Here is a 21,873-nt window from a genome sequence, read left to right on the forward strand (position 1 = left end):
AAGCGCGTGGGACACCTTCCAGGCCACTGCCCATCCGCGGTCAAACGTGGTTGAGTTGCCCACATCCGACAACTCGGTGTTGAGCGGTCACAAGCCCAGGCGGCGTTGAGTCTGCGCCTCCCCTAGCGGGCCAGACAAGCTAGGGTCGCATGCTGGGCGGCATTGCTGCGGCGCGCGTCGCGCCGCCGCCGCGCATTGGGGAACCCAGAGATGTTGTCTGCGCTACTTCCGCCGACGGTCGAACCGCCGGAAGTACACAGAATGAACCCTGCACTACTATGAGCTGTCTAGGGCGAAGACCGTTGGAGGAGCGAGCGTGGCCACGAGGACAATGAAGAAGACGGTCGCGTTCTTCGAGGTGTGCGACGATAACAGCGAACCCATGGCCGCCGAAGACTGGCAGCAGCACCTCCGTAAGCTTCGCGATCGGCAGAGGAACCAAGGCGCCACGTCCCTCCGCCACGAAATCTATGGTCTTCGACACTACGCGCACGTATACGAACACCGAACCAAACTGAGTCTCGTTGTTGCCCGCGAGCGTGACGAACCTCCATCGTCGCTCGACGAGGACTCCGGGCAAATCTTCGACGAGCAGACACAGGCCAACCGCCCATGGGTCGAAATATGCGTTGCATCATTCGTTGAGAACACGAACGTCTTCGGCTTCGTCCTGGGCGGGATGGCCTCGCCGCGGGCGGGTGTTATCGCAGACTGGATAAATGAAGATTCCCGGCTTTTTGGCGAAGCCATCTCGGTGCGTCCCTACGTCGCCAACAACCTCGTAGGAATGCTGCAAAACGGATACTCCGAAGCACGCATGGTACGCCTCCAGCTCGATGCGACACAGATCGATGCCGAGGTTGTTGACGGCTCTGGGCTTTACTCGGCGGCGCAGCGCATGGGCCAAGAACTGGACCTCGGTCCGGAGGTCAATGTCGAAGTGGTGCTGCGTATCCGAGGACGATCTGACGGCGCAACGGAGGCTACGCGCCGGTCACTCGCTGATCGTGCCCGGGAGCTGATTGGGCGGCCTGTCCGCAGCGCTCAGGCAGAGATTGTGGATTTCCAGCCGGACTCTACGAACGGCCGGGAGTTGGTCGACCTTGTGAAGCACCGGATGGCCACCAAGGAGAAGGTCTCTGTGATGGACGACGACGGCCACCAGGTGCGCATCCCGTCGGCGATCGACGCGATCAGCCGGGCTGCCAGCCGTCTCCAGGTCGTCGCTACCGCCCGCTAGACGGACTGTCTGAGCTCCCGTCTAGTGTCGCCGTCAAGCGAAGAAGGGGTGATAGGCATGAGCGGCAACGGCAACGTTCAGACAGGTGGCGGGAGACGAACCTTCCCAGCCCGAGTCGTAGACTGGTGGCTGGCCAGAGTCTGGCCAGATCTAGCGCTGGTCGTCGTTCTCACGCTGCTGCACTTCGTCCTCTATCGCCACTGGGAGTGGGATCGCGTGGACTTCGCGATCCAGGAAATCGCGACCGACCAGCGCCGGTTCATCTACGTCGGCTTGGCGACGGTGGCAGCTCTCGTCGCGGGTAGCAACAACACGGCAGTGGGCTCGTATGTTTCCTCAAGCGGCGACGTCATGAAACACATCCGAGTTAGCCACGGGAAGTCGATGAGAAAAGGGTTGCGAAGCAACGGGCTGTGGCTGTGGGCCGTCGCTGTCATGTCCCTGGTTTGCATCGGCCTCGATCCGATGGATCCCAACGATCCCCACAACACGCGTGGTGCAGCCTGGATCGCCGAGGCGGCACTTCTCTTGATCGTCGTGAAGTACGGGCGCCTTGTGATGATGCAGGACGTCCTGCTTAAGGCTAATGACCTTTCCCGGCAGCGCGAGGCGCTGGCTGAGAAGCGCAGCAATCGGCGGGCGTTGAAGAAGCCGCCTACCGGCTAGGTCGCGACATCGTGACCCTTCTCGTCAAAAGCGCCGCGGAAGGTTCATAACGCGGTGTGTGGCGCTTGCCCGGCGGGATGAGCACAGCGCGAGGGCAAGCGCCGCTCATTCGATTGTCCCCGCGACCTGACCAGCAGCCTTACGTGGCGTCTTTGCCGTAGGTCGAGCGGAACACTGCGTCGGTTAGCCAGGTCTTGAAGTCGGGATTGTCGACGAACTGCTTGAAGAGTTGTGTTTCGTCGCGGAGCATGCCTTGCATGACCTTGGCCAGGGCGGCAGTCATGGCGAGCTTGGCGTTGTCAGCGTCGTTGTTCGCGCGGGCGTTGGCGTAATCCTGGTCGACGAGGACCTTCTCGGGAATCTCACTGGTGATCCGCTCCCGGATTCGGTCCTCATCGTCCCAGTCAATGTTGCCGAAGAGATCGTTGAACTGGTCGAGGATCTCCGATATGCGCTCCAACTCAGGTTCGACTCTCCGGCCGCCACCCCCAGCCGGGACCGGCTGCAACTCTCCCTCGGCCTCCGCGAGAGCGATCGAGACTTCCTCGCGCTTTTCAATGCGGTAGGAGTCCAGGTCGATCGTATCGAGGATCCCGGCCGATAGGTCGGTCTCCTCCGGTGCGGGCAGCTTGGGGATGAGCAGGCCGAGGAAGATCGACAGCTTCTCCCACTCGATGTTGCTGAACGGCAGGACGAGGGAGAGGAACGAGTAGGTCCTCACGAAAGCCTTGGCCTGACCCTTGAACTCGATCTGCTCGTCCTCGTCCATCTGCTCCATGTACTCAGCGGCGCAGTGGTCGAGGATCGGGTCAAGCTGGGAGCGGTCGACGCTCTCGTCGAGGAAGAGAGCGATGAACCGATCAACGTGCTCATCGGAGTACACGCCAGCTCGGGCGAGAGCACCCTGCAGGTCGTGCAGCTTGTCCGGATCGGTTTCGCCGGCCAGCACGGTGGTGCGGTAGTACGGCTCGAACGCGGCGCGGATCTCGTCGGCGGTGTTCGCGAAGTCGAGCACGGCGGTGTCAGTCTTCCCCGGCCATGCACGGTTGAGCCGCGACAGCGTCTGCACGGCGAGCACGCTCGACAGCGGCTTGTCGACGTACATGGTGTGCAGCAGCGCCTGGTCGTACCCGGTCTGGTACTTGTCGGCCACGACGAGGATCCGGTACGGGTCCTGCTGGATCCGGTCGGGGATCTCCTTTCCGGGGAAGCCGTTGTAGTCCGCCTCGGTAACCTTCCTGCCATCCCGCTCGAAGTCGGAGAACGCCACGATCGCCTTGTACGGGCTCCCGCGTTCGACAAGGTAATCGCGGATGGCCTCGTAGTAGTCGATCGCGCGGGCGATCGTCTTGGTCACGACCATCGCACGGCCCCTGCCGCCGATCTTGTGCTTACCGATCACCTGGGTGTGGAAGTGGTCGGCCATGATCTCGGCCTTCTTGCGGATCGCGGTCTCATGACCCTCGACGTAGGCGCGCAGCTTCTTCGACGCCCTGGACGCGTCGAACTCCGGCTCGTCCTCGACCGTCTTGACGAGCTTGTAATAGCTTTCGATGGGCACGTACCCCTGCAGGACGTCGAGAATGAATCCCTCCTGTATCGCCTGCTTCATCGTGTAGGAGTGGAACGGGCGCTTGCCCAGCGCGCCGGGCACCGGCTCGCCGAAGAGCTCGAGCGTCTTGTTCTTCGGTGTCGCGGTGAACGCGAAGTAGGAGGCGTTGGCCGGCAGCTTCTTCTGCTCGACCATCCGAACCAACATCTCCTCAGCCGACTCCTCATCACCCTGGGCGCCTTCGGTTGACAGAGACCCGGAGAGCGCCGCAGCAGCCTTGCCCGTCTGTGACGAGTGTGCCTCGTCGATGATGACCGCGAACTTCCGGGCACGGTGCTCGGCGCCCAGGCTCGCGACGATGTAAGGGAACTTTTGGACCGTCGTGATTATAATCCGCTTGCCGGCCTCAATCGCGTTCTTCAGGTCGCTGGAGTGCTCGGCATGCGCGACCGTCGAGCCGACCTGCGTGAAGGACTTGATCGTCTCCTTGATCTGACCGTCCAACAGGCGACGGTCGGTCACGACCAGCACCGAGTCGACGGCGTTCGCGCCGTTGTGCTTGGCCTCGATGAGCTGGTGGGCCAGCCAGGCGATCGAGTTCGACTTGCCCGACCCGGCCGAGTGCTGGATCAGGTACCGGCGCCCGGCACCGTTCGCCTCGACGTCGGCGAGCAGCCGGCGCACGACGTCGAGCTGGTGGTAACGTGGAAAGATCCTCTTCTGGGACTTCCTGCCTGTCTTCGTGTCCTTGGTCGTGGTGACCTGGACGTAGTTCTCGATGATGTCGGCAAGCGATGGCGGCGCGAGAATCTCCCGCCAGAGGTAGTCCGTCATGACCCCGTCGGGGTTTGGCGGATTGCCCGCACCGTCCTGGTAGCCCTTGTCGAACGGCAGGAACCACGACTTGGGCCCGGCGAGCTCGGCGCAGAACTTCACGCGCTTGTCATCAACGGCGAAGTGCACCAGGCACCGACCAGGCTGGAACAGCAGCTCCTTCGGGTTACGGTCGACCTGGTACTGCGCGACGGCGTCGGCGACGGTCTGCTTGGTGATGTAGTTCTTCAGCTCGAACGTCGCGATCGGCAGACCGTTGACGAACGCGACGAGGTCGAGGGATTTACCCGCGTCCACCGACGAGTAGTGAACTTGCCGGACCACGACCCACCGATTCGCCGCGTGCAGCGCCTCAGCCAACGTGTTCCCGCGCGTCGGGATCGGGTAGTAGAAATTGATGTGCGGCACGGCACCGTGGCCGAAGCCGCGCCGCAGCACCTGCACGACGCCGTTCTTGGTGATCTCACCCTGGAGCTTGGCGAGGAACTTCGTCCGGGCAGGGGTCTCGGTCGCCCAGCCCTCGCCCAGCCCGACCGCCTCCGCGACAGCCGGCTGGGTCTCCTGAAGGAACGTCGTGAGCTGCTGGACGTCGAGCCCGTAACCGCGCGCGATCGATACGCGCACCTGTCGGTCAGCGTCGACGACGGCGAGTGCGGGAACGATGATTCCTTGCTTCCAACCTGCCTCCGCCATCTGCTTGACAACGAGGGCCTCCAGGCTCTCCTCGTTCATCATCGCCCCGTTCATCCGTCCTCCATGAAGGTCTCGTCGGTCGGCTCATCGTCCTCTGCTTGGTTCGCCCCTACGGACGCGGCGAACATATCAGTGAGGTCGATCGGCGGCAGGCGCGCCGCGATCGAGCGCACATCTACCTGCCCTGTTACGACGTCGGCGGTCAAGCGATCGCCGAACTCCACGAGCAAATCGATTTCGCGCTCGATTCTTCGAATCGGCTCGCTTGTCGCCGACACTTCAGAATCAATCCGGCCAGCAATTTCTCGCTGTTCATCAACCGGAGGGATCGGCACGACCGAAGTCTTCAGATATGGCCAGTAGATCGAGCGCTGAATGTCACCGACCCCTTTAGAAGCAACGACGTACTGGTCGATCATGGGCCGGGCTGCGAGGAGGTACCTCGCGTAGTCAGGATCTATTGCCTGCGTCAGTTCTCCGACCACATATGCGGGACTGACGATTCCTCGTCGCGAAGAAACGCCAACCGATCCCCGCCAGGCCTGTTGATTGTTCATCACGAGATCCCCGGGCTTGACGAGCTGGTACGCGGAGAGATCGAGGCTTGGAGCATGGACGCGCTTCCCACCTTCTGCATACCGAATCACACCACGCCCAAGATACACCGAGAGTAGATCCTCGTCCGCGTGTCCGATCCGCTGTACTGGCGTCACCACCTGCGAGAAGCGCCTTATTGCCCAGCCTTCGGGTATCTTCCCTATAAATCGGTTCCCGGTGTCCACGAGCGGCGCGCTCGCATTCGTGCCGCGAAGCACCAATTCAACGATCACAGCCTGCTGACGCTCGCGCAGCAGCCCAATGAGCCGACGCTTAGTACGGATCGCCCGGTTGATCCTCTGGTTCGCATGTGCGAGGTACGTGACGATCGCCTCTTGATCCTGGGGCGGCGGAACAGGTAGCCGTTCCTCCGCGAACGAAGCCCATCGGTAATCGGTCGACCGCTCGCGCACCCCCCTTGCGTTCGCCTGAATCCAGCCGGTGAGCGCCAATCGCCGGATGAGGTGCGCATAGTAACGAGGCGAAACATCGCTCCGAGGGACGCAGGCTGCGTACACCGGGGTCGACTTGCCGTCGTCCTCCGCGACTCCAACGGCGCCAGCGAATGCGTCCATCGCGTGGATGACGAGGTCACCGCGACGAATCCCCTGGTAACCGATCTCCTTGAGCGATTCGGTGTATCCGGTAGTGCGTCGGCGAGACCGAAGCGTCACCCGTCCATCGCGAAAGCACGTGACGACCCCGTCGTCCTCGCGAACGGGGCGCTCCACGCGTGTGAACAATGTCTTGCCGCGGGTAATGGTCCAATGGCTCGGGAGCCTCTGAAGCCATGGAAGACTCGCGTCCACGTACGCCGGGTAGGCCTTAAGTTCCTGGAACATCAGTGGGCGATCTCCGCGATGAGTGTGTCGGACTCGGCCTCGAGGGCGCGAATGTCGGCGCGGATTTCGGCCAGGGTCCGCAATGGTGCGGGCTTGTAGAAGTGCTTAGTGAAGCTGATCTCGTAACCGACCTTCGTCTTCGACGCGTCTACCCAGGCGTCAGGCGCGTACGGGAGAACCTCGCGACGTATGAACGCCTCGATGCCATCGCGCCACTTCCCGGCGGGCTCGAGCAGGGGAATCTGCTCGTTGTCGCGGAGCTGGGAGTCGGGAGCGTAGGCGACGACGCGCGTCTCGCCACGGAACTCAGCTTCGAACAGGCCGATGAGCGGGTCCGGCTCGGTGCCCTTGGGGTGAACCTTGGTGATGACAGGCGCCGCGCTCGGATCGCGCTTGGCGCCGTCCTTGAGGAGCTTGTTGATCTGGGCGGTGCTGTAGATCGTATTGGCGGCGATGCCCGCGATGCGCAGCGGTCGTTCGACCTGCACCTTGGAGTACCCAAACTCTGCGTTGACGAAGACCTTGGAGCGATCGCCGTCGTCGTTGGAATTCTCGAAATCGTTGAACACTCGCATGATCCGCTCCACGTCGTCAGGGCCCAGCTCGCGGTTCTTCTCGCCGAGGTTCCTGCGCAGCGGTGTGTACCACTCGGTCGCGTCGATGAGCTGGACCTTGCCCGCGCGGTGCCGGGGCTTGCGGTTGGTGAGAACCCAGATGTAGGTCGCGATGCCGGTGTTGTAGAACATCTTAAGCGGCAGAGCAATGATCGCCTCGAGCCAGTCGTTCTCGATGACGTAACGGCGGATGTTCGACTCACCCTGGCCCGCCTCGCCGGTGAAAAGCGAAGAGCCGTTGTGGACCTCGGCGATGCGGCTTCCGAGCGGGGTGTTCGTCTTCATCTTCGAGACCATGTTGGCCAAGAAGAGCATCTGTCCGTCGCTGGACCGGGTGACCAGGCTGAATTCTGAATCCCCGTCGTGGTCGACGATGAAGCGGGGGTCGATTATCTCCTTCTTGCCACCCATGCGCTGCTGGTCGGTGGACCAGCTCTTGCCGTAGGGAGGGTTGGAGAGCATGAAGTCAAAGCTACGGCCCTGGAAGGCATCGTTCGACAGGGTCGAGTATTCAGGCCCGCCGACGAGCCCATCGGCGTTGGCACCCTCGCCCTTGAGCAGGAGGTCGGCGACGGCGATCGCGTACGTCTCGGCGTTGATCTCCTGGCCAAACAGGTTGGTGACGATTCGCTTGCCGCTCTTGGCGGCAAGGTCCTGGAGGGTTTCCTCGGCGACGGTGAGCATTCCGCCGGTGCCCATGGCGCCGTCGTACAGGGTGTAAGTGCCGTCGGGTATCTGGTCGGCGACCGGATCGAAGATGAGCCTGGTCATGAGCCGCACGGCGTCACGCGGCGTCCAGTGCTCGCCGGCCTCCTCGTTGTTCGCCTCGTTGAACCGGCGCACGAGCTCCTCGAACACGGTCCCCATAGCGTGGTTGTCCAGGCCCTCGGGACTGAGGTCGATGGCCGGATCGAGGAACTTCTCAATAAGCGCGCCGAGCGCATCGGCCTTGGCGAGCTTTGGGATCTGCTGGCGCACCTCGAAGTTGTTGATGATGCGCTGGACATTCGGGCTGAACCCGTCGAGGTATGCGATGAAGTCCTGCTGCAGCCGGGCCTGGGAAGACCGACCGCGCAGTTCACGCATCGTGAACGGCGAGGTGTTCCAGAATGCCTGCCCGGCCTCCTGACGCAGAGCCTGGTCCTGGTCGATGATTCCAGCGTCATCGAGGATCTTCTTCATGTCCAAGACGTTCTTCTTGGTCGGCTCTAGGACGGCGTCGAGACGGCGCAGCACGGTGAAGGGTAAGACGACGTCGCGGTACTTCCCGCGGACGTACAGGTCGCGCAGGACATCGTCGGCGACGCCCCAAATGAACGAGGCGATCTTCTGAACGTTGGCGGGGCTCATTCGGCGGTTCCTTCAGGGTTGGTGCTGGTGAGGTCAACGTCGTAGCGGAGTGCGGCGAGGTAGGCCGTTCGCACGGTCGCGGCACCTTCTGACAGTCGAGCGGCTAGATGCTCGACCTTTTCAACCCCCCGAAGCGATGTCACGATGCTGTGCTGCTCGGCGAGGGGCACAAGTGGGACTTCCAGATCGCTGAGTTTGGCGCGCGGGATCGTGCTTCCGCGGAGGAATCGCTTGTTCCAGGGACCTGCGAGTGTGATCGCGAGGTACTCTGGATCGAGCGCCGCTAGGTCCCGTATTTTCACACGGTGGACACCGGCCCCCGGCAGGTGGCTACCAGCGACGTCGATGCGCGCTCGCACCTCGTTCCAGGTCGTGACCAGTAGGTCGCCAGCGTCGGTCAGGTGCGGCTTGTGCAGGTTGCTGCCAGGTTCGACGGGCAGTGGGGACGAGCGCAGCCTTCCGTCGTGCACGTCCGAGGCAGTGGCGACGCGCGCGAGGAAGGACTTCGGGTAGCCCATGTCGGCGTACTTCTCCTCCGGGCGGCCACCTCCCCAAATTTTGAGTATCCCTTCTGACGTGAGCTCGCCCACGGTGGCGATCCTGGGTCGTGTGAACGTGACGGCGGTAGGTGCGGCGGGCGCCTGCTCATCGATCTCGCCGGCAGTCTGAAGCACCTCCTTCCAACCATCCGTGAAAGATCGAACGACCTCGCAGGCGTCTGGACCGACTGCGGGCAGCCAGGCGCGGGGCTCCAGCCGTGCGTCCTTCGCCAGCACGTCGGCGGCGCCGACGGTGATGTGGGGCGGGCGAACCAAGTCGCTAGGATCCGAGAGCCATCGCGCGACCTCGTGTTCCGGCGCGACCTGCTCGGAGGCATCGATAAACAACACCTCTGACTCAGCGGCAGGCACGGACGGTCGACGGAGGACCAGCAGTGCGAGGGGAACCGATACGTGCGGCAGCATCTTCCCGGGAAGTCCGACCACCGCCTCGACACAGCCAGCACCAACGAGCCCCATGCGAATGGCTCGTTCGCTCGCGCGATTGAGTCCACCGGACGTCAGGACCACGTAAGCGCGCCCACCATCTTTGAGGTGTTCGACGACGTGCTGAACCCACGCCCAGTCGCCCGAGGACTTCGGCGGACGCCCAAAGCGATAGCGCGGGTCGAAGAGGGCGTCTCGAGCCGAGAAACTCATTCCGAACGGCGGTTCGGCGATGATCACGTCGGCTTTGAGGTCGGGAGCCAGGTCGTGCTCGAGCACATCGCCGAGTGCGAGCTCGATGTCAACATCGCGAAGGAAGGCGCGCTGGCGCGCCACGCGGACCGCGGCGCGGTTGATGTCATGACCCACGACTCGGCTCGGCTTGATACCGGCGTCGACGGCGCGCATAAGTGCGGCTCCGATCCCGCACGCAGGGTCGTAGAGCGTGCCTCCGGCACTTTCGGCGCACAGACTGGCCAAGAGTGCGGAAGTTCGTGAGCCCGTAAAGCCGCAGTCCGCTCCCATCTTGCCCTGCGAACGCGCAAGCCGTTCGAGGACTACGTCGGTCGTGTATGCGAGGTCCGGGACCTTGATCGAGTCGACCGCGTCGATAATCTTGCCCACTCCTGCCGGCGGCAGAAACAGCCGACTGTGCTCGAAGGAGAGCAGATCACCGTGGGGGTCCAAATAGTCGAACGCGGTCTGCAGCGCTTCTGATGCGCCCCGGGCGTTGACGACGCCCGACTGTACGTCGTGCCATGTCTGCGCAAAGGAGGACCGTCGTTGCTGCTCGGCGAGCTTGCGCGCGCATGCGAGGGTGACGATGAGCATCGCGGCCTCGCTCATGTCGAGGCTGTCACGCAGGACGTTCAGTGCTGCCCACATGGCGCTCTCACCGCGGTCCTTCTTGACCGGCTTGTCGTTTGCTTCAAGCCACGCCAGGACGTGCTCGCGTGGGAAGAGCGGGTTGGCCGTGGTCCCGGCGACCGCCTCGGGGAAGTCGTTGGACCGGCGTCGCCAGTTGCTCACCGCGCCCCGCGTGTAGCCCGTGAGGCCGGCGATGTCGCTCGGCGACACGAGCCCTTCCGGATTGTTGTTGGTCATGCAGCACCTCCAATTCGAGTCTGTTCAGCGCCGATGTACCGGGTCTGGGCCGCCGCGAGCCGGAGCTGCAAGGCGACTTGACCCGGGTGCCCGACGACAGTCACGCGCACGCCTGCTTCCGCCAGTGCGGCGACGGTGTCAGCGAAGATTCCGTCCCCCGAGAAGAGGAAGACCTCGTCGAACCTGGAGGCGATGCCCTCGTTCTGGAGGACGTCCAACAGTACGAGGTCAGCGCCGTCGCGACCGGACCGGACGAGGACCCGCGCTCCCGGCCAGGCACACGCCGTCGAGATGAGTCCTACGTGGCTCACGCCGATCACGACCTGGTCAGTCATGCGGCCGACCGCACGGGCGACCACCTCGCGCACCCACGTGGCGGGGCCAGCAGTGAGCACCGCTCCTCCGACACAGTTCTCGATGTCCACCACCACGAGCCGACGTCCGCGGAGTGCGCGCTTTCTGAGCGAGAGCACAGCCGCTTCCTGCGTAACCATGGTACCTCCATATCGCCGACGTGAATGGGGTTTTCACCTGCGGCGCTCATGCTACGCAGCCGAGCGACAGCCGTCAACTGTGAACCGCATCTACGGGCTACCCTCGCCAGTCGGTGTAAACGTCGGCCCTTCTGGGAGTGGGTGTGTGCGCTCGGTTCGACATCCCATGACCGTCGAGCCGCGCCGTGACCCGGCGCAGCGGACCCGAGTGCAGGAGCCGGACCCATGAGCGAGTACCCCGACCGTCCCAGCGAGCAGCGTCCCTCCCCCGCTCCGCCGACCCCGGCCGCCGGGTTCGCCATCCCCCAGCACCAGCCGAAGGACGGCCGCCAGGGCGTGCCGGTCCCCAGCCGGGTCCGCGTCCACCACCTGCGCGCGATGAAGGAGCGCGGCGAGCCCCTCACGATGCTCACCGCCTATGACACCGTCACCGCCCGCATCTTCGACGAGGCCGGCATCGACCTCCTCCTCGTCGGCGACTCCATCGGCGACAACATGCTCGGCCACCCCAGCACCATCCCCGTCACCGTCGACGAGATGATCCCCGCCGTCCGCGCGGTCTCCCGCGGCACCACCCGCGCCATGGTCGTCGCCGACCTCCCCTTCGGCTCCTACGAGGCCTCCCCCGCCCAGGCCCACGCCACCGCCGTGCGCATGATGAAGGAGGGCGGCGCCCACGCGGTGAAGTTCGAGGGCGGCGCCCACCTCGCCGAGCACACCCGCCTGCTCGCCCGCTCCGGCATCAGGGGACAGCGGCGAACCGCGCCGTGAGGACTACGACGTGTGCTTCACCGGCGCCGAGTGGGAGCGCCCGAACGCGATGTTCGCCGACGGCGTCTGCGGCTGGTCGGCGCCGGGACAGGGGCAGCAGGGCCTGGCCGGAGTCTGGCAGCAGTTCAGCTGACCACGCCGCCCTCGTCGGGCTGCAGGCCGCGAGAGTGATGCACTGCTCCCCGACGGCGACGGCGCACGTCTGGCCGCGTGGCCTACGAGCCGCCCGCCTCCGGTCGAGCGCCTCCTCTGCTCCTCGACGAGCAACGGAGCGACAACCCGGCGTGGCGAGGCGGCCCCCCGTCGTCAGCGGATGACCAACGGAGGCGACCCGCACAGCTGCACCGCCGGCACGTCCATCGACAGCATCGCAAGAGTGCCGTCCACCCCGTTGGAGATCTGCCACGACCAGAGCCACACGAGGAGGCGACGTCCCGGCCGCAGCCGGACGATGACCGGTGCCAGCGGGATTGGCCCGAAGGTGCCGGGCTGCACGGGGCTCGACGCGCTGGCGAACGCCCCCTTGCCCGTGCCGCCCTGCAGCAGCCCGGCGCCACGGACGTCCCACAGCCGCACCTGTCGAGTGAACACAGGGTCCGACTCGCCGTCGGCGTAGATGGTGATCCCCAGCCCGCCGAAGCTCCGCCAGTCCGGTGCGTCCGCCGCAGCGAACCAGGAGAACGCGTAGGTGCCCTGGGGCGTGATGCTCATGTCGACCTCGGCCGGCGAGCCGAGGTAGAACCCGACGCCTCCCGCGGACTCGCCCTCCGTGCTGATGCTCACGACCTCGCCGTCGTGCTTGGCCCCGAAGCCGAACGCCGTGCCGACGCTGTACTCGACGTCGTACGGGGTGCCGATCAGCCGGCACCCCGTGCCGATGGTGAAGTTGATGTCGCGTGCGACGGCGCCGATCCGTTCCTCAAGGCGGTGCAGCACCGTCCTGCGCAGCAGGCTGCCGTGTCTGCCGAGGCGCTCGTCCGCGGCTACGGGGACGTCGAGCTCCTCCGTCTGCCGTGCCAGCTCGCCGCTGATGTACTGGGTGAACACCTCGACGTCGGTGTCTCGGGTGGTCCGCCCAGGGGCCTCCCGCTCGAGCGCGAGGACGTCAGCTCGTCCGAACAGCTGTGCCAGATCCTCCATGATCGTTCCCCTCTACAGGGCCTACGGCCGCGAATCATGACCGCCCGTGTGGCGGCGGGGTATCGGCTCCTGGATCGGGGCCGAGGGATGCGGGCGAAGAGATCAGCGGCTTGAAGCCGACGGCTGTCACGCTAGACCTCCAGCGTGGAGCGGTCGAGACCCGTCAGCGTCCGAGGGGAGTGACGGTTGCCCCACAGTGGCGACTCACTCCGCGAGGCCCATCGCCGGGACGTGCCAGAGCCGGACGCCCCCGTAGGCTTCCCATGACCGACGAGCTGCGCCGTGACCCGGCGCTGCGGACCCGAGTGCAGGAGTTGGACCCATGAACGCGAACCCCGACCGTCCCAGCGAGCAGCGTCCCGCCCCTGCTCCGCCGACCCCGGCCGCCGGATTCGCCATCCCCCAGCACCAGCCCAAGGACGGCCGCCAGGGCGTGCCGGTCCCCAGCCGGGTCCGCGTCCACCACCTGCGCGCCATGAAGGAGCGCGGCGAGCCCCTCACGATGCTCACCGCCTACGACACCGTCACCGCCCGCATCTTCGACGAGGCCGGCATCGACCTCCTCCTCGTCGGCGACTCCATCGGCGACAACATGCTCGGCCACCCCAGCACCATCCCCGTCACCGTCGACGAGATGATCCCCGCCGTCCGCGCCGTCTCCCGCGGCACCACCCGCGCCATGGTCGTCGCCGACCTCCCCTTCGGCTCCTACGAGGCCTCCCCCGCCCAGGCCCACGCCACCGCCGTGCGCATGATGAAGGAGGGCGGCGCCCACGCGGTGAAGTTCGAGGGCGGCGCCCACCTCGCCGAGCACGTCCGCCTGCTCGCCCGCTCGGGCATCCCCGTCGTCGGGCACCTCGGGTTCACCCCGCAGGCGGAGAACATGCTCGGCGGCAAGCGCGTCCAGGGCCGCGGCAACGAGGCGGCCGAGACGCTCATGTCCGACGCCATGGCCCTCCAGGACGCCGGCGCGGTCGCCGTCGTCCTCGAGATGGTCCCCCGACCGGTCGCCGCCCGGGCGACGGAGATCCTCGCCATCCCCACCATCGGCATCGGCGCCGGCGCCGAGTGCGACGGCCAGGTCCTCGTGTGGACCGACATGGCCGGGATGACCTCGTGGTCGCCGCGCTTCGCCCCCCACTTCGGCGAGGTCGGCGCCGCGCTGTACGCCGCCACCCGCGAGTACGCCGCCGCCGTGCGCGAGCGGACCTTCCCCCGCCCCGAGCATTCCTACGAGGAGTGAGCGCGACCGGCGCCGCCCTCGTCGGGCACCAGACGCGGGTCGAGTGGATGGGCCGGGAGGTGCTCACCCTGGCGGACCTGTGGCCGACGGACGTCCGCGCGGCGATCGTCGGCCTCAACCAGCCACCGTGTGGCGTCGAGGTCGGGCACTACTACCAGGGGCGGAACGCGCGCACCGGCCTGGCACGGCTCCGCGCCGTCGGGCTGCTTCCCGCCCACCAGGGCGGCCATGACGACGACGAGGCGTTGCGTGCCGGGATCGCGTTTATCGACGTGGTCAAGCGCCCTACCGGCCGGGCCGCCGAGGTCAGCGCGGCCGAGATCGCGCACGGGCTGCAGGCGCTTGAGCGGGAACTTTCCCGGCACCAGGTGCCGCTCGTCGTCTGCATGTTCAAGCCGGCGGCCGAGGCCCTCCTCGGCGGGGCCGACGCGCCCGGAATCCAGCGGCGGCGAGCCGCCTCCGGCAGCGTCGTGTTCCGGATGCCCGGCCCCTACGACGCCCGCGAGCGAGTCGCCGCAGCGATGGGTGAGCTCGCCGAGCATCTTCGCGCCTGATATCCGCGCCCGGTTCCACCAGACTGGCCGCATGAGCTGCATCTTTTGCGCGATCGTCGCCGGCGAGGAGCAGGCTCACGTCGTCCTGGAGACCGACGACGTGGTGGCCTTCCTCGACACCCGCCCCGTGTTCAAGGGTCACGTGCTCGTCGTGCCCCGCGAACACGTCGTCACGCTGCCGGAACTGCCGACGACGGCGATCGAGCCGTTCTTCGCTGCGGTGCAGCGGGTGGCGGCGGCGCTTCCGGACGCCCTCGGCGCGCAGGGCACGCTCGTCGCGATGAACAACATCGTCAGCCAGAGCGTGCCGCACCTGCACGCCCACGTCGTGCCGCGCACCAAGGGCGACGGCTTGCGCGGGTTCTTCTGGCCGCGGCACAAGTACGCCGACGGCGAGGCGGCTGAGTACGCGAAGCGGGTCGCTGCGGCGCTCGGCCCTAGCGATAGCTGGCGGTACATCAAGTCCGCCCCCGGAAACGACACGTGCTGCGTGACGGTAGGTCAGGCTCGCTCCATGACGACGAATACCGAGCCTTCCTCGCGGACTCCCCTCGACTGGCCACCAATTGCGGACGAGGTCCTTGCCGGCGCATTGGAGCAGGCGTTCCTGGCTCTCTCCGACGACGGCCCGTCGCCGGTTGGCGAGCGACTCGCCCGCTACTACGACGTTGCCGGCAACTACGTGGGCGCGACGTTCACGTCCTTGCAGCCCAACGAGCAGGACGGTGTTACCTCAGCCGACCTCCATGCCACCACGCTGATGAACGTCAAGCTCGGGCCGCGCGCCACGCGCCAACTGCTCACCGGGCCGATGCACGACGGGGTGGTCGCCGCGATGATCTCTCTGCCCGACGTCACCCTCGCTGACGCCGACGACGCAGCACTCGAGGCGATGTACGCGTTCTACATCGCGGTCAAGGAGGCCATCTCCAGTCCGTTAGCCGCGAAGTCCAACCCGTGGGTCACGACGAGCAAACTCTGTGCCCGCAAGCGACCGCACCTCTTCCCGGTACGTGACCGTGACGTGTGCACGCTCTTGGGCGTTCGAGCGTTGAAGGACGTCCGCGCCGACTGGCAGGTGTTTCGCGCGCTCATGCAGAACCCGCAGATCCGCGAGGCGATTGCCGCTCTGCCGGAGGCCGCACGTGCCGCGGCGCAGGAGCGTGAGCTCCTGCTCGATGACTCAGACCTCCGGCTCCTCGATGCCGCGCTCTGGACGTACACGAAGCGAGGCACGCCTGAGGAGCCCCCGGTCGAGGAGGAGTGACCAGCCTCTATGCCACCGCCCGGCGAAGCCCCTCCGTCGCCTCGGCCGCCAGCGCCGTCATGCCCTCCCCACCGCGTAGTCGAGCAGCGTCGCGCTGACGTGGACAGCGAGCGCGCGCGCCCGGAGCTCTGTGTCGCCGTCGACCGGCCCGTAGGCGTCGCCGAACGCCGCGCGCGCCGGCCCCGCCTTGACGACCACGTGGATGTCACCGTGGGCGAGGACCGGCTCGGCCGCCGAGACCCGGACGGACTCCGCTGTCTCGAAGAGCTGCTGGATCGCCTCCCGGAGTACCGCCAGCCCGGCCGCCTCGAGCGCGCTCACCGGCTCAGCGGACGCTCCGGATGTGCACGGTTGTATGCGTCGTAGACCTCGGGGCGCAGCCGGACTGCTTCCGGGCTTTCGGGAGACGCGACAGCCACTAGCTAAGCCGGCACGACGGGGTTCTCCGTGCGAGCCCCCTTGCGCTCGTACCGCAGATTGGCAAACGGGAGCGAGCCGTACTGCGAGACGAAGTCGCGGATGAGGGAGTCTTCAACGTCGGTCGGGCTCTCGCCATCGACGACCTTCCACGCGACCGTGAGGTCGGCATGGTCCGCGAGCTGCCAGATGAATCGGCCGCCCCAGTGCCCGACCGGCTCACCGTTGCCGATCCGGCGGTACTCATTCAGGCGCTTACGCAGGCCGCGCCGACTGGTGCTGCCCTGAGTCGCCTTGCCGATGTAAAGCACGGGCACGTCGTCGACCCATTTCCCCTCCAGTCGCTCCACGGAGACCGATGGGGTCCTGCCCTTGAACATGCCCGCGACGCTTGCACTAAGGAACGCCGGCGCGTCCGCTCGCTCTCGGAGCACGACGTATACACCGGGCGCCTCCGGCACATCGCTATCGGGTAGCTCGGCAAATGTCACGAAGCCCTCAAAGTTGCTCGCGCGTAGGCCAGCCGAGTTCCAGTCCATGGTGCACACCGTATTGAAGGCACCTTCACCGCTACCGCTGTTCAGGCGGCCGCGAACGAGAATCAGCGGCCAGACACGCGACGTGACTACTGCGCCGCCCGCCGCAACCCTTCCGACGCCTCGGCCGCGAGCGCGGTCATGCCCTCCCCCACCGCGTAGTCGAGCAGCGTCGCGCTGACGTGGACGGCGAGCGCGCGCGCCCGCAGCTCCGTGTCCCCGTCGACCGGCCCGTAGGCGTCGAAGAACGCGGCGCGCGCCGGCCCGGGGAACGCGGCGTAGGCAATCATGAGGTCCACCGACGGGTCGGCCAGCGCGGTGTCGCCCCAGTCGACGACGCCGCTCGCCGCCCCCGCCTCGACCAGCACGTGACGCACATGCAGGTCCCCGTGGACCAGCACCGGCTCGGCCACGGAGGCCCCGACGGGCTCCGCGACGGCGAAGAGCTCCTCGATCGCCCCCCGCGGGACCGCTACCCCGGCCGCCTCGAGTACCTCGAGGCGGCCCCGGGCACGCTCCGCCGTCGACGCCGGGTCGCCGCGCCGCATGGGGTCCACCCGCAGCGCGGCGCCGGCCGCCTCGGCCGCGGTCGCGACGCGGCGGGCCAGGGCCGGGTCGTGCAGCGCCCGGAGGAACGTCCCGACACCCCGCGCCACCTCGACCCGTGCCTCGTCCGCCAGGCCGGCCTCCGCGAGCTCTTTGCCCGGGATGTGCCGCGCACCCCAGAACGGCCACTCCACCTCCGCCGTCGGCCGGCCCACGCGCTCGGGGTACGGGATGGGCAGCGGCAGGGAGTTCGCCAGCTCCGTGAGCACCGCGAGCTCGCGCCGCGCGCCGGGCAGGGCGATCGCTCGGTGGATGAACCGGAACAGCCAGTCGTCGCCGACCGCGAACAGGACGTTGTCCCACCCGGCGCCGAACGGCCGGACCGGCAGCCCGGCGAGGTCCGGGAACTGCTCGGCGACGACGGCGGCGGCCAGACGCGCGTCGATGATCCGTTCGGGCGTCCACTCCGGCACGGTGCTCATTCGGGAGAGGCTAGTGACCCGCCCGCTGGCACCGCCGCGTAATTTCGCCCGCCCCGCCACGCCCCAAGCCGCGCGCTCCCCGCCGGGGCGGCGTCGCGCGGCTTCAGCGGCCCTCCCCCTGAGCGACCGCACTCGACTGCCCGAGCACCTCCGCCTCCATCCGCGCGTAGCTCGTCTCCATGCCGTCGGTCATACCGGTGGCCAGCACCGTCTCGCGGAGCTCCGCGTCCGGGTACGTGATGACCACGGTGAGCAGGGTCCCGCCCTCGACCTCCGTCAGCGTGCGCTCGTTCCTCGTGCCCGGACCCTCCATCCCGATCATCCGCTCCGTGGTGACCTCGCGGTACGGCGGCTCCGTCTCGAGGATCTCGCCGGTGAACCCGAACCGGCCCTCGCCGTCGTCCTGCTCCCACTCGTACCGGTAGGTCTCCCCCACGGTCGAGGCGACGTCGCACACGGGCATGGTCCAGCCGTCGGGGCCGAGCATCCAGCGCCGCACGAGCTCGGGGTCGTGGTGGGCGTCCCACACCTGCTGGACCGACCCGCGGATCACCCGGCTGATGCGCACCTGGGTGTCGCCGATGAGCTGGGCCTCTGCCGGGCGGGTGGCCGCGAACGAGGTGAGGTCCGCGACGACGTCGTCGATCTGGCTCATCGCCGACGTGAGGCCCTCCTCCATGCCCATCCCGATCAGCTTCTCGAGCTCGTCGAGGGAGTTGAACGACGTGGTGGTCACCAGTCGGCACCCGACGTCGGTCTCCTCAAAGGTGTAGACCATCCGCATCGAGGGCATCTCCCGGTTCGGGGCGCCGTCGGGACCGGCGAAACCGTCGCGCACCTCGAAGGAGCGGCCGGGCTCGACGGCGAGGAACTCCCAGTACCCGCCGGCGCGCTCGCCGTCGGGGCCCGACATGTAATAGGCGGAGCGCCCGCCGGGCGCCATGTCGTGGCGGGTGAACGTCGCCGGCCACCCCTCCGGGCCCCAGAACTTCTCGAGCTGGCGGGGATCGGCGTAGGCGTCCCAGAGCCGGCGCGCCGGGACGGGGAAGTCGGCAACGACGGTGAGGGTCAGGGCGTCGAGGTCCTTCTCGACGGAGGTGATGGGCATGACGAGCGCCTCTCTGGTCAGTCAGTCCTCGGCAAGGAGCGCGTCGAGCCGGTCGATGCGGCCGCGCCAGATCTCTTCGTACTGCGCGAGCAGGGACTGGGCCCGGCGCAGCGTGTCGGGGTTCCCGCGCACGAGTCGTTCGCGGCCGTGACGGCGCTTGGTCACCAGACCCGCCTCCTCCAGCACGGCGACGTGCTTCTGCACCGCCGCGAACGACATGTCGTACGACGAGGCCAGCTCGGACACCGTCGGCTCCCCGCTGAGGGTGCGCCGGACGATGTCACGCCGGGTCGCGTCGGCGAGTGCCCGGAAGATCCGGTCGATCTCGGCGTCGCTCAGGGCGGTGGGCTGACCACTTCGTGCAACCATGTGGTTGTACGTTAGGCCCGGGCCGGACGGCCGTCAAGGGGTCCGGGCGAACGGCGGAGCGGGACTCGGCAACGCGGCCATGATCTGTCCGCAATGGCCCCTAGCGTGGTGATCATGAACGCCCCGAGCACCGCCGTCACCCCCTTCACCCTCCACGTCCCGCACGCGTCCTTGGCGGCGTTGACCACCCGCCTGGAGCAGACGCACTGGCCGGTCGAGGACGCCGGGACGGGCTGGGACCACGGGGTCCCCGTCGACTACGCCAAGGAGCTCGCGGCCTACTGGGCCACCGAGTTCGACTGGCGGGCGCAGGAGCGGCGGATCAACGCGACGCCGCAGTTCACCACCCCGATCGACGGGCACGACGTGCACTTCTTCCACGTCCGCTCGGCGCACGACGGCGCGACGCCGCTGCTGCTCCTGCACGGGTGGCCGGGAGCGCCGACGGAGTTCCTGCCGATGGTGGACGCGCTCGTCGACCCGACTGCGCACGGCGGCGCTGCCGAGGACGCGTTCGACGTCGTCATCGCCACCATCCCCGGGTTCGGGATCTCCGGTCCCGCGATCGGCTGGAACACCGACCGGGCCGCAGCGGCCATGGTCACCCTCATGGCCAGGCTCGGCTATCAGCGGTATGCCGTCCACGGCTACGACACCGGCGCCCTCATCGCGCGCACGATGGGCCTCATCGACCGCGACCACCTCATCGGCCTGCACCTCACCGACGTGCTCGGCGGCGAGGAGCTCACCTACGAGACGGCCGACCTCAGCGACCCGCGGGAGGCGCGAGCCGTCGAGCGCTCTATGCGCTACCAGTACGAGCTCGGTGGGTACGCGATCGTCCAGTCCACCCGCCCGCAGTCCCTCGGCCTCGCCCTCACCGACTCCCCCGTCGGCCTGCTCACGTGGCTCGTCGAGCGGTTCCGGGACTGGTCGGCCGCCTCGGACGGGCCGGACGAGGTCTTCACCCGGGACGACATGCTCACCACCGTCAGCATCTACTGGCACTTCGCCACGATCTGGTCATCGATGCGCTACTACAAGGAGGCCACCTCCGAGTGGGGCGCCGAGCCGGAGACGTCGACGACGCCGCTCGCGATCGCCGCCATGCCGCACGACCTCAGCGGCGCCGTGCCGCGCATCATCGAGAAGACGAACAACCTCCTCCGGTGGGAGGAGCTGCCCGCCGGCGGTCACTTCGCCGGCTGGGAGCAGCCGGACCTCATGGTGCGGGACCTCCGTGCGGCGGTCCGGGTCCTGCGCGCCCACGACGACGGTCCGGGCGACGCTCGCGACGCCTCCGACACTGCGGATCCCGTCAGCCCCGCAGCGCCGCGTTGAGCCGCGCGGCCTGACGCGTGAGGTGGTCGCGCTCGGCGGCGTCGTGGGCGAGCCGCGCCGCCTCCGCGTTCAGGCGCGCCGCGGTCGCCGTCTCCCCCGACCGCTCGTGCAGGTAGGCGGCGACGGCGGTGTACCGCGGCAGCGCCGGATCCAGCCCGGCGAGCGCCGCGAGGCCCGCGCGGCCGCCGTCGGCCTCCCCCACGGCGACCGCCCGGTTGAGGCGGGCCACCGGGCTGCCGGTGAGGCGCACGAGCTCGTCGTACCACTCGACGATCTGCACCCAGTTGGTCTCGGCCGCCGTCGGCGCATCCGCGTGCAGGGCGGCGACGGCGGCCTGCGCCTGGTACTCCCCCAGGTGGTCGCGGGCCAGCGCCCGCTGGAGGACGGCGACGCCCTCGGCGATGAGGGCGGTGTCCCAGGCGCTGCGGTCCTGGTCCGCCAGCGGGACGATCCCGCCGTCGGGCCGGGTGCGGGCGGGCCGGCGGGCGTGGTGGAGCAGCATGAGCGCGAGCAGCCCGGCCACCTCCGGGTGGTCGACGAGGCCCGCGAGCTGGCGGGTGAGGCGGATGGCCTCGGCGGCGAGGTCGACGTCGCCGGTGTACCCCTCGTTGAAGACGAGGTAGAGGACGCGCAGCACCGTGGCGACGTCGCCGGGCTGGTCGAGGCGTACCCGGGCGACGGTCCGCTTCGCGCGGCTGATCCGCTGGGCCATCGTCGCCTCGGGGACGAGGTAGGCCTGGGCGATCTGCCGCGTCGTGAGGCCGCCGAGGGCCCGGAGCGTGAGCGCGACGGCCGACGCCGGCGTCAGCGACGGGTGGGCGCAGAGGAAGTACAGCCCGAGCGTGTCGTCGACGGCGACGGCCGGGCCGGGCGGCGGCTCGAGCTCGACGCGGACCTCGCGCCGGGACCGGGCCGCCTCCGCCCGGGCGACGTCGAGGTACTTGCGCCACGCCACCGCCACCAGCCACCCCTTGGGGTCGCGCGGCGGGTCGTCCGGCCACAGGCGCACCGCCTCGACCAGCCCCTCCTGCACCGCGTCCTCTGCCGCCGCGAAGTCGAGCCCGCGGCGGCAGAGGACGGCGATGACCGCGGGGGTGAGGCTCCGCAGCAGGGCCTCGTCCACGGGT

General features: G+C 67.7%; 19 protein-coding genes and 1 pseudogene. 8 read left to right on the plus strand and 12 right to left on the minus strand.

Annotated elements, in window-relative coordinates:
- Positions 1 to 316: 316 nt before the first annotated feature.
- Positions 317 to 1,240 (plus strand): hypothetical protein, encoded by a 924-nt coding sequence (locus EBO36_RS09175; protein ID WP_122824342.1) that lies wholly within the window; start codon positions 317 to 319, stop codon positions 1,238 to 1,240.
- 57 nt (positions 1,241 to 1,297) lie between these two features.
- Positions 1,298 to 1,906: a hypothetical protein gene (locus EBO36_RS09180; RefSeq protein WP_122824343.1), complete on the plus strand. Its 609-nt coding sequence runs from the start codon at positions 1,298 to 1,300 to the stop codon at positions 1,904 to 1,906.
- A 139-nt stretch (positions 1,907 to 2,045) separates the two neighbouring features.
- On the opposite strand, the gene EBO36_RS09185 is transcribed toward EBO36_RS09180, so the two are convergent.
- The 5 genes from EBO36_RS09185 to EBO36_RS09205 all read right to left on the minus strand — a co-directional run bounded on the left by EBO36_RS09185 (position 2,046) and on the right by EBO36_RS09205 (position 10,972).
- Positions 2,046 to 5,039, minus strand: coding sequence for a type I restriction endonuclease subunit R (locus tag EBO36_RS09185; RefSeq protein ID WP_122824344.1), 2,994 nt, complete (start codon positions 5,037 to 5,039; stop codon positions 2,046 to 2,048).
- Positions 5,036 to 6,313 carry a restriction endonuclease subunit S gene (locus EBO36_RS09190; RefSeq protein ID WP_164471420.1) on the minus strand — a complete coding sequence of 426 codons (1,278 nt, stop codon included), beginning with the start codon at positions 6,311 to 6,313 and terminating at the stop codon, positions 5,036 to 5,038. Before EBO36_RS09190 ends, EBO36_RS09185 begins: the two co-directional genes overlap by 4 nt.
- A 110-nt stretch (positions 6,314 to 6,423) precedes the next feature.
- Positions 6,424 to 8,388, minus strand: coding sequence for a type I restriction-modification system subunit M (locus tag EBO36_RS09195; protein ID WP_122824346.1), 1,965 nt, complete (start codon positions 8,386 to 8,388; stop codon positions 6,424 to 6,426).
- Entirely contained in the window at positions 8,385 to 10,478 is a 2,094-nt protein-coding gene (locus tag EBO36_RS09200; RefSeq protein ID WP_122824347.1) for an N-6 DNA methylase, read from the minus strand. Before EBO36_RS09200 ends, EBO36_RS09195 begins: the two co-directional genes overlap by 4 nt.
- Positions 10,475 to 10,972, minus strand: a complete 498-nt coding sequence (locus tag EBO36_RS09205; RefSeq protein WP_122824348.1) for an NYN domain-containing protein — start codon at positions 10,970 to 10,972, stop codon at positions 10,475 to 10,477. The genes EBO36_RS09200 and EBO36_RS09205 overlap by 4 nt, the downstream gene beginning before the upstream one ends.
- Positions 10,973 to 11,308: 336 nt before the next feature.
- Here EBO36_RS09205 and EBO36_RS09210 point away from each other — a divergent pair.
- A pseudogene (locus EBO36_RS09210) lies at positions 11,309 to 11,716 on the plus strand (3-methyl-2-oxobutanoate hydroxymethyltransferase); the annotation flags it as partial.
- A 37-nt stretch (positions 11,717 to 11,753) separates the two neighbouring features.
- Positions 11,754 to 11,876, plus strand: coding sequence for a DUF6351 family protein (locus EBO36_RS15460; protein WP_222928705.1), 123 nt, complete (start codon positions 11,754 to 11,756; stop codon positions 11,874 to 11,876).
- Between the two features lie 173 nt (positions 11,877 to 12,049).
- On the opposite strand, the gene EBO36_RS09215 is transcribed toward EBO36_RS15460, so the two are convergent.
- A complete protein-coding gene (locus EBO36_RS09215; protein WP_122824350.1) occupies positions 12,050 to 12,883 on the minus strand; it encodes a hypothetical protein in 834 nt (277 codons plus the stop codon).
- 322 nt (positions 12,884 to 13,205) lie between these two features.
- Between EBO36_RS09215 and panB the strand changes: the two genes are divergently transcribed.
- The 3 genes from panB to EBO36_RS09230 are packed head-to-tail and all read left to right on the plus strand — an operon-like array spanning position 13,206 to position 15,947.
- Entirely contained in the window at positions 13,206 to 14,126 is a 921-nt protein-coding gene (gene panB, locus EBO36_RS09220; RefSeq protein WP_122824351.1) for a 3-methyl-2-oxobutanoate hydroxymethyltransferase, read from the plus strand.
- On the plus strand, positions 14,123 to 14,680 hold the full coding sequence (locus EBO36_RS09225; protein WP_122824352.1) for a uracil-DNA glycosylase family protein: 558 nt from the start codon (positions 14,123 to 14,125) through the stop codon (positions 14,678 to 14,680). Before panB ends, EBO36_RS09225 begins: the two co-directional genes overlap by 4 nt.
- Positions 14,681 to 14,711: 31 nt before the next feature.
- Positions 14,712 to 15,947 carry a DUF6308 family protein gene (locus EBO36_RS09230; protein ID WP_122825569.1) on the plus strand — a complete coding sequence of 412 codons (1,236 nt, stop codon included), beginning with the start codon at positions 14,712 to 14,714 and terminating at the stop codon, positions 15,945 to 15,947.
- A gap of 57 nt (positions 15,948 to 16,004) precedes the next feature.
- Here EBO36_RS09230 and EBO36_RS09235 read toward each other — a convergent pair whose 3' ends face one another.
- From EBO36_RS09235 to EBO36_RS09255, 5 genes are all read right to left on the minus strand, one after another.
- Positions 16,005 to 16,268 (minus strand): hypothetical protein, encoded by a 264-nt coding sequence (locus tag EBO36_RS09235; protein WP_122824353.1) that lies wholly within the window; start codon positions 16,266 to 16,268, stop codon positions 16,005 to 16,007.
- 101 nt (positions 16,269 to 16,369) lie between these two features.
- Positions 16,370 to 16,903, minus strand: coding sequence for a hypothetical protein (locus EBO36_RS09240; protein WP_122825570.1), 534 nt, complete (start codon positions 16,901 to 16,903; stop codon positions 16,370 to 16,372).
- Between the two features lie 86 nt (positions 16,904 to 16,989).
- Positions 16,990 to 17,928 (minus strand): phosphotransferase, encoded by a 939-nt coding sequence (locus EBO36_RS09245; protein WP_122824354.1) that lies wholly within the window; start codon positions 17,926 to 17,928, stop codon positions 16,990 to 16,992.
- A gap of 103 nt (positions 17,929 to 18,031) precedes the next feature.
- Positions 18,032 to 19,036, minus strand: a complete 1,005-nt coding sequence (locus EBO36_RS09250) for an SRPBCC family protein (RefSeq protein WP_122824355.1) — start codon at positions 19,034 to 19,036, stop codon at positions 18,032 to 18,034.
- A gap of 21 nt (positions 19,037 to 19,057) precedes the next feature.
- Positions 19,058 to 19,405, minus strand: a complete 348-nt coding sequence (locus tag EBO36_RS09255) for an ArsR/SmtB family transcription factor (protein ID WP_122824356.1) — start codon at positions 19,403 to 19,405, stop codon at positions 19,058 to 19,060.
- Positions 19,406 to 19,519: 114 nt separating this feature from the next.
- On the opposite strand from EBO36_RS09255, the gene EBO36_RS09260 reads away from it, so the two are divergent.
- Positions 19,520 to 20,746 carry an epoxide hydrolase family protein gene (locus tag EBO36_RS09260; protein ID WP_122825571.1) on the plus strand — a complete coding sequence of 409 codons (1,227 nt, stop codon included), beginning with the start codon at positions 19,520 to 19,522 and terminating at the stop codon, positions 20,744 to 20,746.
- Here the strand turns inward: EBO36_RS09260 and EBO36_RS09265 are convergent.
- Positions 20,724 to 21,869, minus strand: coding sequence for an RNA polymerase sigma factor (locus tag EBO36_RS09265; RefSeq protein WP_122824357.1), 1,146 nt, complete (start codon positions 21,867 to 21,869; stop codon positions 20,724 to 20,726). The two genes, EBO36_RS09260 and EBO36_RS09265, sit on opposite strands and share 23 nt — an antisense overlap.
- Positions 21,870 to 21,873: the final 4 nt, after the last annotated feature.

The sequence above is a fragment of the Georgenia faecalis genome (assembly GCF_003710105.1).
In the GTDB taxonomy this organism is placed as follows: Bacteria; Actinomycetota; Actinomycetes; order Actinomycetales; family Actinomycetaceae; genus Georgenia_A; species Georgenia_A faecalis.

Excerpts from the sequence above, each read along its gene's own strand:
- EBO36_RS09185 (WP_122824344.1), bottom strand. The coding sequence starts at position 5,039 with ATGAACGGGGCGATGATGAACGAGGAGAGCCTGGAGGCCCTCGTTGTC.
- EBO36_RS09205 (WP_122824348.1), bottom strand. The coding sequence starts at position 10,972 with ATGGTTACGCAGGAAGCGGCTGTGCTCTCGCTCAGAAAGCGCGCACTC.
- EBO36_RS09200 (WP_122824347.1), bottom strand. The coding sequence starts at position 10,478 with ATGACCAACAACAATCCGGAAGGGCTCGTGTCGCCGAGCGACATCGCC.
- EBO36_RS09260 (WP_122825571.1), top strand. The coding sequence starts at position 19,520 with ATGAACGCCCCGAGCACCGCCGTCACCCCCTTCACCCTCCACGTCCCG.
- EBO36_RS09245 (WP_122824354.1), bottom strand. The coding sequence starts at position 17,928 with ATGAGCACCGTGCCGGAGTGGACGCCCGAACGGATCATCGACGCGCGT.
- EBO36_RS09180 (WP_122824343.1), top strand. The coding sequence starts at position 1,298 with ATGAGCGGCAACGGCAACGTTCAGACAGGTGGCGGGAGACGAACCTTC.
- EBO36_RS09230 (WP_122825569.1), top strand. The coding sequence starts at position 14,712 with ATGAGCTGCATCTTTTGCGCGATCGTCGCCGGCGAGGAGCAGGCTCAC.
- EBO36_RS09250 (WP_122824355.1), bottom strand. The coding sequence starts at position 19,036 with ATGCCCATCACCTCCGTCGAGAAGGACCTCGACGCCCTGACCCTCACC.
- EBO36_RS09240 (WP_122825570.1), bottom strand. The coding sequence starts at position 16,903 with ATGGACTGGAACTCGGCTGGCCTACGCGCGAGCAACTTTGAGGGCTTC.
- EBO36_RS09195 (WP_122824346.1), bottom strand. The coding sequence starts at position 8,388 with ATGAGCCCCGCCAACGTTCAGAAGATCGCCTCGTTCATTTGGGGCGTC.
- EBO36_RS09215 (WP_122824350.1), bottom strand. The coding sequence starts at position 12,883 with ATGGAGGATCTGGCACAGCTGTTCGGACGAGCTGACGTCCTCGCGCTC.
- panB (WP_122824351.1), top strand. The coding sequence starts at position 13,206 with ATGAACGCGAACCCCGACCGTCCCAGCGAGCAGCGTCCCGCCCCTGCT.
- EBO36_RS09255 (WP_122824356.1), bottom strand. The coding sequence starts at position 19,405 with ATGGTTGCACGAAGTGGTCAGCCCACCGCCCTGAGCGACGCCGAGATC.